The following is an 11,827-nucleotide window of genomic DNA, read 5'->3' on the forward strand; positions in this document are numbered from 1 at the left end:
TAAATCAGAGGAGCAAGCTCCTCATCATTCGCTCGACTTGCATGTATTAGGCACGCCGCCAGCGTTCATCCTGAGCCAGGATCAAACTCTCCATAAAAGTGTTTGACTTGCTCTTGTTTAATACTGACGGAATTAATTTAATTCCTTACCTATTTCTTTTGTTCAGTTTTCAAAGAACTTTGTGTTTAGCTTGTCTCTTTTGTTGAGACAGCTTTATCATCTTACCGAATCAAAATTAAAAAGTCAAGCGTTTTTTTGATTCTTTTTTAAAAGATATGGTGGGCCTAAATGGACTCGAACCATCGACCTCACGCTTATCAGGCGTGCGCTCTAACCAGCTGAGCTATAGGCCCGTAAATAAAATGGAGCGGGTGATGAGAATCGAACTCACGACCAGAGCTTGGAAGGCTCTTGTTTTACCACTAAACTACACCCGCATATGAATGGTCGGGAAGACAGGATTTGAACCTGCGACCCCCTGGTCCCAAACCAGGTGCTCTACCAAGCTGAGCCACTTCCCGTAAAAAATATGGCGCGCCCTGAGAGATTCGAACTCCCGACCTTTTGATTCGTAGTCAAACACTCTATCCAGCTGAGCTAAGGGCGCCTATTCATTGCATTATATGATATTTTGAAAAGTTGGTGCGGCCGAGAGGACTCGAACCTCCACGGGGTTTCCCCCACTAGCCCCTCAAGCTAGCGCGTCTGCCATTCCGCCACGACCGCGCGGCTAGATGCCAGCGCATGAGCACTGCAACTTATAAGTTCAAAAATTAGTATGGTGCGGGTGAAGGGACTCGAACCCCCACGTCAAAGACACTAGATCCTAAGTCTAGCGCGTCTGCCAATTCCGCCACACCCGCATAATAAAAATGGTGAGCCATGAAGGACTCGAACCTTCGACCCTCTGATTAAAAGTCAGATGCTCTACCGACTGAGCTAATGGCTCTTGCTAAAATCTTACATCGGAAATAATTCTTGTTTCTCCGTTAAGATAATTAAGTGTTTGTTTCAACACTTATCTTAAAAATAAAAAATGGCTGGGCTAGCTGGATTCGAACCAGCGCATGACGGAGTCAAAGTCCGTTGCCTTACCGCTTGGCTATAGCCCATCACCTAATGAAATAAAAATGGCGGACCCGACCGGGGTCGAACCGGCGATCTCCTGCGTGACAGGCAGGCATGTTAACCACTACACCACGAGTCCATTTATATAGGTGTTATTCGTTTTTTAATAAAAATTTTAATAAGAATTAAATAAGTAAGTGGTGACCCGTACGGGATTCGAACCCGTGTTACCGCCGTGAAAGGGCGGTGTCTTAACCGCTTGACCAACGGGCCACATGGCAGAGAAGAAGGGATTCGAACCCTCGCACCGCGTTAGCGATCTACACCCTTAGCAGGGGCGCCCCTTGAGCCACTTGGGTACTTCTCTGTATGGCTCCACAGGTAGGACTCGAACCTACGACCGATCGGTTAACAGCCGATAGCTCTACCACTGAGCTACTGTGGAATGTCTTTTAAGGACAATTAATATCATAATTGTTTTAGCGTTAAATGTCAACCCGTTTTAGAAGGTTTTTTCTAAGTTGCATGACTGTTAAACACGCTTTTATAAAGCTTATGTAAAGGCGTTTCTAACAGCGACTTAATTAAATTACCACATACCTATAATCGAAGTCAACACCCTATTTTAAAGAAATTAGCTTTAACTTGCCTTTGCACTTTCCGCACACATATTTTTTTGTATCAATTCGCCTTTTTCTTTTATAGGACTGCATACAGTCTGTGCAATTGTATTGATATTTATAACTTTCTATTCTTCTCTTTTCAAGCACGGATTGGCAGTAGCGTGAACCGCCAACTTTGTTAAGCAAGTATTTAAAGTCATAGTCACTATGTTTATATCCCTTTTTTTCAAGGTGAAGATGATAGTGACACAGCTCATGTTTTATTACGCCAATCAACTCATCCATACCAAATGCTTCATAAAGGTGTGGATTCATTTCTATATGATGAGTCCTTAAAAGGTAACGACCTCCAGTTGTCCGTAATCTTTTGTTAAAGGTCGCCTTGTGTATGAAAGGTTTATTAAAAAACCGGATTGAGATCTCTTCTGTGAGTTGTTGCAGTTCTTCCTGTGTCATGCTATTGCCCCTTACTTTTATTAAACGTTCACATTAACAAGCCTTTGTACATAGACTAATACACATATATCGGATTGGGAAGTTCAAGGAGGTTCTCTATATGCCAACATGGTTTAAAAGACAGCTCCGTCGTGCGTATTACCAAAAAGATCGGTACCAAATCCGCTTATTGAACCAATGCTGGTTCTTTTATAACAGAAAGCACTCCTCCAGCGAAGAATAATTGCCGCTGGAGAAGCGCTTTTTTCTTTATCATGGTGTCCCCTTATTTAGGAGCGACCATCGTTAAGGCTATTCGCTGTTTTGAAACATCAACGGAATCTACCCAAACGGTTACGACTTGACCTACATTTACGACATCCATCGGATTTTTAACAAAGCGGTCTGTCAATTTCGAAATATGGACAAGACCATCCTGTTTGACGCCGATGTCTACAAAGGCACCGAAGTCTACCACATTGCGTACCGTACCTTGCAACTCCATGCCAGTTGAGAGATCTTCCATTTTCAGTACATCTGTTTTTAGTACTGGCCCAGAAGAGGTTTCTCGAGGGTCACGACCCGGCTTTGTCAGCCCCTCAATGATATCCTTTAATGTAGGGACACCGATGTTTAATTTACTCGATGCCTCTTCCACAGAAAAAGTCTTCAGTTTTTCAGCAAGTGCGTCTGATCCGATATCACTTGTTGTAAATCCTAACTCCTTCAAGAGTGCTTTTGTTCCCGGATAGCTTTCTGGATGTATGCCAGTCTGGTCCAATGGTTGATCACCCTCCATCACGCGTAGAAAACCGATACATTGTTCGTACGTTTTTGCACCTAGACGAGGAATCTTCTTTAATTCTGTTCTATTTTTAAATTTTCCAATGTCGTTTCGTTTCACAATAATGTTTTGCGCGACTGTTTTGGACAACCCTGAAACATATTGAAGCAAGGAGGCTGATGCAGTGTTCACATTGACACCGACTTGGTTAACAGCTGTTTCCACGACGAAGGAGATCTCTTCGCCTAATCTTTTTTGGGAAACATCATGCTGATATTGCCCAACTCCTATAGATTTTGGATCTATTTTCACGAGTTCTGCTAATGGATCTTGCAGTCTTCGTGCGATGGAGACCGCACTTCTTTCTTCTACTTGAAGATCAGGAAATTCTTCTCGTGCCACAGCTGAAGCTGAATAAACACTCGCTCCCGCTTCGTTAACAATCACATATGCTACATCTCGATCGAGATTATTCAGAGTCTCGGCAATAAATTGTTCGGTTTCGCGTGATGCTGTACCATTACCGATAGCAGCAATCTCAATGTCATATTGATTAATGAGTTTTTTGACAACTGCAGCTGATTTTTCAACTTCTGAACGCGGCGGAGTAGGATAGATCGTTTGGATGTGCAGAACTTTCCCGGTTTCATCCACGACCCCTAGCTTACATCCTGTTCGATAAGCGGGATCCACTCCAAGGACCACTTTTCCCTTAAGAGGAGCCTGCAGCAAAAGACTTCTTACGTTTTCAGAAAAAATGTGGATAGCACGCTCTTCTGCCTGCTCTGTTAATGCCGCTCGAATTTCTCTTTCTATAGAAGGAGAGATCAATCGTTTAAAAGCATCTTCAATTGCTTCTTTTAAAAACGGGGCAGCAGGAGAACTAAACCGCTTGATTGTACTTCTCTCCATTTTAGAAAGAATGAGCTCTATTGGCGAGCCTACTCCGACTTTCAAAATGTTTTCTTTTTCGCCCCGGTTAACGGCTAGTACTCGATGGGGAACAATCTTTCGGATTGGTTCCTGGTAGTCATAATACATTTCAAATACTTTTTTCTCATCCGTTTCTGTATTTTTTCCTTCTGTTTTTAACTCACCTTTAGAGAATGTATCCTCCCGTATCCATTTCCGCATATCAGCATCATCAGAAAGCATTTCGGCAATGATATCTTTAGCACCTTGCAGAACATCCTCGACGGATAGTACTTCTTTTTCTTCATTTATGTAGGTTTTTGCCCGTTCTAAAGGATTATCATTTTTTTGTTCTAACAGCCATAAAGCGAATGGTTCGAGTCCTTTTTCTTTAGCTACTGTCGCTTTTGTTCGTCTTTTTTGTTTATACGGACGATATATATCTTCAATATCTTGCAGCTTTTGAGCCTTGTCGATAGCTGCCGCGAGCTCTTCGGTTAATTTTCCTTGCTCGTTAATTAAACGGGTTACTTCTTCTTTACGTGAAGCAAGATTTTGCAAATATGTCCAGCGATCCATGATGTCTTTGATTTGTACTTCATCAAGACCGCCTGTCAGTTCCTTTCGGTAACGTGCGATAAAGGGTACGGTATTTCCCTCTTCCAACAGCTCGATGACCTGGTTAATTTGTTTCCCTTTTATTTTTAATTCTTGTTCCATGACATGCAATGCTTGTTCATTAACAGGTTGTCCCACTCCAGACACTCCTTTTTCAAATCAATTATTTCTATTATAAACGAATAAAATCACTGCGTAAAAAGACGGTTCGATTAAAACGAAAAAACACCACCCATTTCAATAAGGATGATGTTTTGCTAATTTATATTCACTTGACCGACAATGCATGTAGCATCATCATTAATATCCTGTGGCAATCCACTTATAAAGCTTACCGAATCTTTTGGGGAAATCATTCTAGTCAGAAGTGATCGGCTCTGTGTGTGAATATCCATACCATCGGAATAAAGCATAAACGTTAATTCTTTTTCGAATTTAAATTCCTGAATTTTAAATCGTTCGGGTTTTCCTGCAAGGAATCCTACATTCGGCAATGGGTGTATAGCACGTTGTCTTTCTGCAGAGATCATAAAACGGATATTACCTACCCCTGAATAAGAGGCTGTTTGATTTCGATAATCGATTTTAACGATTGCTATTACAGCGCCACGAGTAGTTCTTAGTCTCTCGTTGCAAAGATGCATGAGCCGTTCTACAGGTTCATGATGGTTATCATCAATGATTTCAGTAGCAGCTCCTGAAGCTTCTTTAGCCATCTTACCGCTTCCTAAACCGTCTGCAACGGCGCAAATCAAATAATCTTCCGTTTCTTTTACATAAAAACTATCTCCGCAAAGATCATTTCCCTTTTTAGGTTTCTGGTAGGAGGAAACAGATGCTCTGCTATATTGATAGTGTCCAATCATCTAAGGGCCTCCGAAGGTGTAACTCGTAAAGCTTCTTTCAGTTTTTCCAATGCTCTTCTTTGCAGTCTGGAAACATGCATTTGAGAGATGTCGAGCCGCTCTCCTGTTTCCTTTTGACTTAAGTTTTCGAAATATGTGCATTGAAGAATCTCGCGCTCACGTTCGGAAAGTACAGCAAATGCTTTTTCTAGAAGCATCCTTTTGTCAATCTGATCAAACCCATCATCATTTGATCCTACAAGATCAAGGAGTGTAACCGTGCTTCCTTCTTGGTCAGCCTCAATAGAGCTGTCTACAGAAAGGGCTTGATAACTTTTACCCATTTCCATCGTCTCTAGCACTTCTTCTTCTGAGACCTCAAGATAATCCGCAATTTCAGCGATTTTAGGTGATCTTTGTAAACTGGTTGTTAATTCTTCGACTGCGCGTTTAATTCGAGGACCTAACTCTTTAATTCGGCGAGGTACATGAACGCTCCACGTCTTGTCACGAATAAAACGTTTGATTTCGCCTACGATTGTTGGAACCGCGAATGATTCAAATGATCTGCCAAATGTTTTGTCATATCTTCTAAATGCAGCGAGCAATCCGATCATACCGACTTGAACCAAATCGTCATGAATACTTTTACCTTTAGAAAATTTTCGAGCAAGGGAATGAACAAGATCTTGATATTGCAAAACAAGATTCGTTTGTATTTCTTCATTTTTTGGATCTTGCTGCAACTCATCAATCCACGCGTAAACTTGTTCTTTACTGTGAAGGCGCTGGTGAGATTCTGTCGACATGTTCCTCCACCTCATCTCTGTGAAGATACTTTGTCATCATAACAACGACTCCGGCTTCACTGCTTATTTCTACTTTGTCCATTAGTGTATCTATTAGGAAGAGGCCTAAACCTCCTTCATGCAACTGATCAACAGATTTTCCATCAACTGGGCCAAGTTTTTTTGAGGTAGATTCAACATCAAAGCTCTTACCTTGATCAACAACAGTAATTTCGATACGATCGCCAAAAATATTACAGCCAATTTGGACTTGACCTACGTCGCCATCAGCATAAGCATGATTCACGACATTTGTAACGGCTTCAGATACCGCAATTTTAATATCTTCAATTTCATCGAACGCAAAGCCCATACGATTAGCTAGACCAGATATCGTTAATCTGACTACTCCCACATAATCCGGCTTTGCAGGAACATTCATTTCAATGTAGTCGGACGCTGTTCTCATAGCGCCTCCCCCTTTACTTCGCTTTCAATATCCATAACTTCGGTTAAGCCCGTAATCTCAAAAATACGTTTCACACGTACTGTCATACCCCGAAGCTTTAATGAACTATTGTTTGCTTTAGAAGACTTGAGGGCACCAACAAAAATACCTAAGCCTGTACTGTCCATATAATCAATTCCGGAAAGATCTACAACGACAACGTTTCCTTCTTTTTCTGTCAATGGGATCATGACTGCTTTTAACTTAGGAGCGGTATAAGCATCCACTTCTCCTGTTAATTGTAATTCGTGTGTTTCATTTATTTGATGTTGATTGATTTGTAAGTTCATTTCTTTTCCCCCCACGCTTTGATAAAAACCGACAAAGTATATTTACCCTAAACCAAAGTATGCTAAACCAGCCGCTTTAAAATTATCAAGGTGAAATCATCTCTAAGCTCGAATTCTTGTAAACGATCTAATTCTTGAAACACATTTTCAACGATTTGCTGTGCAGGTAAGTGCATATATTTACGGATAAGAGAAACGATTTCATCTCTTTCAATAAAGCCTTTGCTTGTCCGGCATTCCGTTACTCCATCTGAAAGGAGAATGACCATATCACCAATTTGAATCTCTTTTTCATACGGATGATAAGTAGTAGTCCGGGATACACCTAGAACAAGCCCTTTTGCAATAAGGTCGAAGAAAGAGTCTTCTTTTGCGTTATAAATAAAGCCAGGTTCATGACCTGCTCCCGCATAGAAAAACTTATGACTTTCAGGTTCATATACACCATGAAACATGGTGATAAACATATTGCTGTGAACGTTTTGTTCAACGACACGATTTAAGTTTTCCAACAAAAGATGAGGCTTCATCTGTTCATCCGGAAGACTGTCCATCGCATATTTAATCATAGACATACAAAGTGCTGCTGGTATGCCCTTGCCGATTATATCAGCCACGGCAATACTCAAGCTATTTCCGCTTTTAACAAAGTTATAATAGTCACCATTCATTTTCTTAGCCGGTACACTGACAACTCCAATATCAAGTTCATCAAATTGCGGCACATCACTTAATAGCAAAGTCTGCTGCATGCTAGCAGCTACTTCTATTTCAGATTCCAGCTGCTGCTGCTTATCCCGTAAACTTTGATGTTCCCGATAAGCGAAACCATAACCGATCATCGCTTCTAAAAGGAAGTCAAAGGAATCTCTCATTTCATCAGACATATTAGGGAAAAGCTCGTCCATAACTTGAATATGCAAGCTCACAAGATCTTCTGGAGAGATTTGCTGTTCAAGTAATTTCCTGCTAAATTGCTGGCCTTTATAGAGTGTTGTCTCGGTTTTGGCTTTTAGATAGATCGATAGTAGATCTTGGTAACGTTCAGTTAGTGCGTCTTTTGCAGTCAAGAGCTCTCCTCCTAACGAAGCCATTTAGTAGCAGAAATCTCCGTTCCCACATCTACTGTGGATTCTATGGAAAATTCGTCCATTAATCGCTTCACTCCGGGCAATCCTGCGCCTAAGCCACCGGATGTTGTATAGCCATCTTCCATAACTTTACGGATTTCCCGGATTCCTGGTCCATTATCTAGGGCTATAATTCGCAAGCCCTTTTTGCCTAATTGATCGATAGGCTCTATACAAATTTTCCCTCTCCCCGCATAAAGGTAGATATTACGGGCAAGCTCGGAAATCGCTGTTGTTATTCTTGCTTGATCAACATTTCCGAAACCCAGCTCTTTCGCCATGTTTCTTCCGAGTTGACGAGCACTTACGATGTCCCACTCATTGCGTACTTCCACACAGGATTGGATGTCCATGATCATCCCTCCAGTTCCAGACGCAATTTATCAAGCCCCTGTTCTAAGTCAAGTGCTGTCGAAACTTCCCTCATTGAAATTCCAAGGTCAATTAATGTAATAGCAACTGCGGGCTGTATTCCTGTTAATACAACTTGCGCTCCCATCAACTTAGACATTCTTACTACGTCACCAAGAACTTTTGCTATAAAAGAGTCAATCATGTCAACGGAAGTTAAATCGATAACAACTCCCTTTGCCCCTGTATCATGAATTTTATTTAACAGATCTTCTTGAAACTGAAGGGCTGTCTGATCATCCATCTCAACTTGGATCGTAATTAATAAATATTCATGTAATTTTAAAATAGGAATCCTCATTTTATCTTCTCACTCCCTATTTGTTGCTTATTAGTTGCTGGTTCGTTATTTCCAATGCATTTTCCATACCTTTTTGCAGTGTGCTTTTCGTAGGGAATTGACTTAAATCAATACCTAAGCTAACGATCGTTTGTGCGATCTCAGGACGAATACCAACAAGTATACAAGTAGAACCAAGCAAACGAACAGCATCTGCAGCTTGTATAATGTGATGCGCCACCATTGTATCAACGACAGGTACGCCTGTAATATCAATCAATACTACCTCTGAACGATACTTGATTACACCGTTCAATAGGTTTTCCATAATTAACTTCGCGCGCTCTGTATCGATCGAACCAATAAGAGGCATGACACTAATATTTTGAAATACAGGAATGAGTGGAGCAGAAAGTTCCAATAACGCTGTTTTTTGTATCGATACCGTTCTTTCCCAAATTTGAGAAGAGTTTTCTACGACACGATTTAAGATTGGGTCTAACCATCTGTCAATTTCACGATAGACAGCGGCCAACTTTTCCTTATCACTTTCTGTTTCTACTAATAGGTTTAGAATAACCCGGCGTGCCGCTTGGAGTCCTTGCGTTAAATAGCGCAACGGCAATCCTGTATGAAGCACCTGATCAAAAAATTGATCCAGCGTGCCGTCTTTCGATATATCGTGATAGTTAATGTGCTTAATTAATAACTCAAAAAATTGCTGGTCTATTTCCTCACTTAATTTCAGAGTAGTTATAGCTCCAGCTAATTCTTTTTCTTTAAAAATATTGACTTCATTAAGCCAATTGTTTTTAAGGGTTTCTTGATTTTCATTAATCATCTGTACAATCAAGTTGTCCAATTTACCTTGCACCCCCGCTACATAGTATCAATTCTATTATTTCATTTATATAAATTTTCTGCAATGATTAGTCTTTTTCTAACTTTGGATATATAACCCATGCAGAACAAAGTTAAACATGTATTTTTTTCCAGTAAAAATAATTAAAATAAAAAACCGCCAGACATGCTGTCAGACAGTTTCCCAGTTTGTGATATGAAAATGTTAACTAAAAATCGACCAGACCAGTACTGATCTGTAATGCGTCGTCTACCCTGCGCATCATGTCTTCATCCAGCTGTGTTATTTTATCTGTTAGTCTTTGCTTGTCGATCGTTCTAATCTGTTCAAGCAAAATAACTGAATCCCGTTCAAAGCCGTATTTTTTAGAATCTATTTCAACATGAGTTGGTAGTTTTGCTTTTTGTATTTGGGCTGTGATTGCAGCAACAATTACTGTAGGGCTAAAACGGTTTCCAATATCATTCTGGATTATCAGTACAGGGCGAATGCCGCCTTGTTCTGAACCAACTACCGGTGAAAGATCTGCAAAGTAAACGTCTCCGCGTTTGACTATCAAGGACTACACCCCGCTAACTAAGCGGTCCAAGGTATGATCGGCTTCCTCCTCTAACATAAATGCTTCTGAGGCAATCGTTAGATTGATCTTTGCCATTTCCATGTAACCTTGTCTCATCTCATCACGAAACTGACGTTTGTTCTTCCGCTCACGAAGAAACATTTCAGTAGCTTGATGGATAAATTCGCTGCGGTCCAAATTTTCCTTTTTAATGACACGATCTACCTCACTCAGCAATTTTTGAGGAAGACTAATGACGATTCTTTTTGTGTTCAATTCGGACACAACCTACACCTCCAGCGCAAAGCTATACTACGATCAAGTTCCTTTTAACCACATATAATCTTATCACTACAAAATACCATTTGCAAAGCGATTTCAAAGTATTTATTCTACAAAGTTTTTAATAGTCCTTCTAATATTCTGCTAAAAATTTAGAATTACATTCATATTTTCTGAAATTCGACCATTTTTCACAAAAACCCTCGGCACTCGTGCTGAAATTAAACACGGTATTTCATAATTTATCGTTTTTGCTAATGAAGCAATTTCATCCATTTCGATTCTTTCATCCTGCTGTACCCCTATTAAGGTCGCTTTTTCACCAACATCCATCTTAAAAGGAAGTCTAACCATGCACTGGTCCATGCAGATTCGTCCTATTATCGGCAGCCGTTCACCCTTCATGAGTACATGTGCACCTGGTGATAGTCTTCTTTGCCAGCCATCGGCATAGCCGATCGGAAGAGTACCTACCCACTCATCTTCTTTTGCAATATAAGTAGCTCCATAACTTACAGTATCTCCAGCCGCCAATTTTTTAACATGAATCAGCTGAGAGTGAAGACTAAATGCTTCTTCTAACGGGAACGGAAGCTTTTTTTTCATCTCCATCGATGGCGATAGCCCATACATACTAATACCTAGTCGAACAAGATTAAAAGGTCCTTCAACTTTACGCAACGCGGCAGCACTATTGGCACTATGAATAAGTTTAGGCTTACACCCCAAAGTGTGTAGTATACCCAATTGATTTATGAACCTCTTTCTTTGTTCCTCAAACAATTTAGAATCCCATTCATCTGCTGTTGCAAAATGAGTAAAGACACCCTCTAGAACAACATAAGGAGTCTTACGAATGAGAAGTGCCGCTTCGTGAAGCTCCTCTTCCCCTATTATCCCTACACGCCCCATTCCCGTATCAAGCTTTAAATGAATGTTTAATGGCTTTTCTTCTTTCTCCATATAAGCTGAAGCTTCAATCAACCATTCTTTTTGAAAAACGGTTACGCTCACTTCATTTTGCACCGCAAGACTAACATATTCAGGACGAATCCGGTTCATAACTAAAATTGGTTCAGAAACCCCCTGCTTTCTTAAAGCTAGTGCTTCATCAAGCATGGCCACGGCAAGATATTCTGCGCCTGATTCAATAGCTGTAACTGCCGTTTGATAGGCTCCATGCCCATATCCATTCGCTTTAACAACAGCCATAATCTTCTGATCAGGGAGGTGCGCTTTGAATGATTTAACATTCTTGCTTATATTGTCTAAATTTATTTCAGCCCATGTATCTCGATAAAATTGATGTTTGTCCATGTTTTATTGCCTCCCTGAAAACTGCGGGTAATTGCCTTTTATTTTAACCGTTAAGAATGAATTATGTAAGTAAAAAACAGGCTAGCATATTGCCAGCCTGCTCAAAGATTGTGTT

At 40.5% G+C, this 11,827-nt stretch carries 14 protein-coding genes, 12 tRNA genes and 1 rRNA gene; 1 reads left to right on the plus strand and 26 read right to left on the minus strand.

The genetic code is table 11. From position 1 onward, the window contains the following. From KUV80_RS16495 to KUV80_RS16560, 14 genes are all read right to left on the minus strand, one after another. A 16S ribosomal RNA gene (locus tag KUV80_RS16495) occupies nucleotides 1-97 on the minus strand; the annotation flags it as partial. 179 nt (nucleotides 98-276) lie between these two features. Further along, nucleotides 277-353 (minus strand) — tRNA-Ile (locus tag KUV80_RS16500). A gap of 10 nt (nucleotides 354-363) precedes the next feature. Then, a tRNA-Gly gene (locus tag KUV80_RS16505) sits at nucleotides 364-437 on the minus strand. A gap of 7 nt (nucleotides 438-444) precedes the next feature. After that, nucleotides 445-521: transfer RNA gene (locus KUV80_RS16510), tRNA-Pro, on the minus strand. A gap of 9 nt (nucleotides 522-530) precedes the next feature. Then, nucleotides 531-607, minus strand: a tRNA-Arg gene (locus tag KUV80_RS16515). 33 nt (nucleotides 608-640) lie between these two features. Further along, a tRNA-Leu gene (locus KUV80_RS16520) sits at nucleotides 641-726 on the minus strand. 53 nt (nucleotides 727-779) lie between these two features. Continuing rightward, nucleotides 780-863: transfer RNA gene (locus KUV80_RS16525), tRNA-Leu, on the minus strand. Nucleotides 864-873: 10 nt separating this feature from the next. Then, nucleotides 874-949, minus strand: a tRNA-Lys gene (locus KUV80_RS16530). A gap of 88 nt (nucleotides 950-1,037) precedes the next feature. Continuing rightward, nucleotides 1,038-1,112: transfer RNA gene (locus KUV80_RS16535), tRNA-Gln, on the minus strand. 19 nt (nucleotides 1,113-1,131) lie between these two features. Then, nucleotides 1,132-1,207: transfer RNA gene (locus KUV80_RS16540), tRNA-Asp, on the minus strand. A gap of 59 nt (nucleotides 1,208-1,266) precedes the next feature. Further along, nucleotides 1,267-1,341 (minus strand) — tRNA-Glu (locus KUV80_RS16545). 3 nt (nucleotides 1,342-1,344) lie between these two features. Next, nucleotides 1,345-1,435 (minus strand) — tRNA-Ser (locus tag KUV80_RS16550). Nucleotides 1,436-1,438: 3 nt separating this feature from the next. Continuing rightward, nucleotides 1,439-1,513, minus strand: a tRNA-Asn gene (locus tag KUV80_RS16555). A gap of 175 nt (nucleotides 1,514-1,688) precedes the next feature. Further along, entirely contained in the window at nucleotides 1,689-2,147 is a 459-nt protein-coding gene (locus KUV80_RS16560; protein WP_222463854.1) for a SprT family protein, read from the minus strand. Between the two features lie 100 nt (nucleotides 2,148-2,247). On the opposite strand from KUV80_RS16560, the gene cmpA reads away from it, so the two are divergent. Further along, nucleotides 2,248-2,370, plus strand: a complete 123-nt coding sequence (gene cmpA / locus KUV80_RS16565) for a cortex morphogenetic protein CmpA (protein WP_130297391.1) — start codon at nucleotides 2,248-2,250, stop codon at nucleotides 2,368-2,370. Between the two features lie 42 nt (nucleotides 2,371-2,412). Here the strand turns inward: cmpA and KUV80_RS16570 are convergent, their stop codons facing one another. From KUV80_RS16570 to alr, 12 genes are all read right to left on the minus strand, one after another. Further along, complete coding sequence (locus KUV80_RS16570) at nucleotides 2,413-4,542, minus strand: Tex family protein (protein WP_222463934.1); 2,130 nt, start codon at nucleotides 4,540-4,542, stop codon at nucleotides 2,413-2,415. 155 nt (nucleotides 4,543-4,697) lie between these two features. Continuing rightward, on the minus strand, nucleotides 4,698-5,306 hold the full coding sequence (locus tag KUV80_RS16575) for a PP2C family serine/threonine-protein phosphatase (RefSeq protein ID WP_222463855.1): 609 nt from the start codon (nucleotides 5,304-5,306) through the stop codon (nucleotides 4,698-4,700). Further along, entirely contained in the window at nucleotides 5,303-6,094 is a 792-nt protein-coding gene (gene sigB, locus KUV80_RS16580) for an RNA polymerase sigma factor SigB (protein WP_222463856.1), read from the minus strand. Before sigB ends, KUV80_RS16575 begins: the two co-directional genes overlap by 4 nt. Next, nucleotides 6,060-6,542: an anti-sigma B factor RsbW gene (gene rsbW / locus KUV80_RS16585; protein ID WP_222463857.1), complete on the minus strand. Its 483-nt coding sequence runs from the start codon at nucleotides 6,540-6,542 to the stop codon at nucleotides 6,060-6,062. Before rsbW ends, sigB begins: the two co-directional genes overlap by 35 nt. Then, nucleotides 6,539-6,871: an STAS domain-containing protein gene (locus KUV80_RS16590; protein ID WP_222463858.1), complete on the minus strand. Its 333-nt coding sequence runs from the start codon at nucleotides 6,869-6,871 to the stop codon at nucleotides 6,539-6,541. Before KUV80_RS16590 ends, rsbW begins: the two co-directional genes overlap by 4 nt. 62 nt (nucleotides 6,872-6,933) lie before the next feature. Beyond that, nucleotides 6,934-7,941, minus strand: a complete 1,008-nt coding sequence (locus KUV80_RS16595) for a PP2C family protein-serine/threonine phosphatase (protein WP_222463859.1) — start codon at nucleotides 7,939-7,941, stop codon at nucleotides 6,934-6,936. Between the two features lie 11 nt (nucleotides 7,942-7,952). Then, nucleotides 7,953-8,354, minus strand: coding sequence for an anti-sigma regulatory factor (locus tag KUV80_RS16600; RefSeq protein ID WP_222463860.1), 402 nt, complete (start codon nucleotides 8,352-8,354; stop codon nucleotides 7,953-7,955). A gap of 2 nt (nucleotides 8,355-8,356) precedes the next feature. Beyond that, the gene (locus KUV80_RS16605) at nucleotides 8,357-8,713 is read right to left on the minus strand and encodes an STAS domain-containing protein (protein ID WP_066239455.1); all 357 of its coding nucleotides are present in this window, start codon (nucleotides 8,711-8,713) and stop codon (nucleotides 8,357-8,359) included. 16 nt (nucleotides 8,714-8,729) lie between these two features. Then, nucleotides 8,730-9,554 (minus strand): STAS domain-containing protein, encoded by an 825-nt coding sequence (locus KUV80_RS18800; RefSeq protein ID WP_276516678.1) that lies wholly within the window; start codon nucleotides 9,552-9,554, stop codon nucleotides 8,730-8,732. 208 nt (nucleotides 9,555-9,762) lie between these two features. Continuing rightward, nucleotides 9,763-10,113 (minus strand): type II toxin-antitoxin system PemK/MazF family toxin, encoded by a 351-nt coding sequence (locus KUV80_RS16615; protein WP_066239453.1) that lies wholly within the window; start codon nucleotides 10,111-10,113, stop codon nucleotides 9,763-9,765. 3 nt (nucleotides 10,114-10,116) lie between these two features. Continuing rightward, nucleotides 10,117-10,398 (minus strand): CopG family ribbon-helix-helix protein, encoded by a 282-nt coding sequence (locus KUV80_RS16620; RefSeq protein WP_066239448.1) that lies wholly within the window; start codon nucleotides 10,396-10,398, stop codon nucleotides 10,117-10,119. A 141-nt stretch (nucleotides 10,399-10,539) separates the two neighbouring features. After that, the gene (gene alr / locus KUV80_RS16625; protein WP_222463861.1) at nucleotides 10,540-11,712 is read right to left on the minus strand and encodes an alanine racemase; all 1,173 of its coding nucleotides are present in this window, start codon (nucleotides 11,710-11,712) and stop codon (nucleotides 10,540-10,542) included. Nucleotides 11,713-11,827 lie beyond the last annotated feature (115 nt).

Source organism: Fictibacillus nanhaiensis, assembly GCF_019801215.1.
In the GTDB taxonomy this organism is placed as follows: Bacteria; Bacillota; Bacilli; order Bacillales; family Fictibacillaceae; genus Fictibacillus; species Fictibacillus nanhaiensis_C.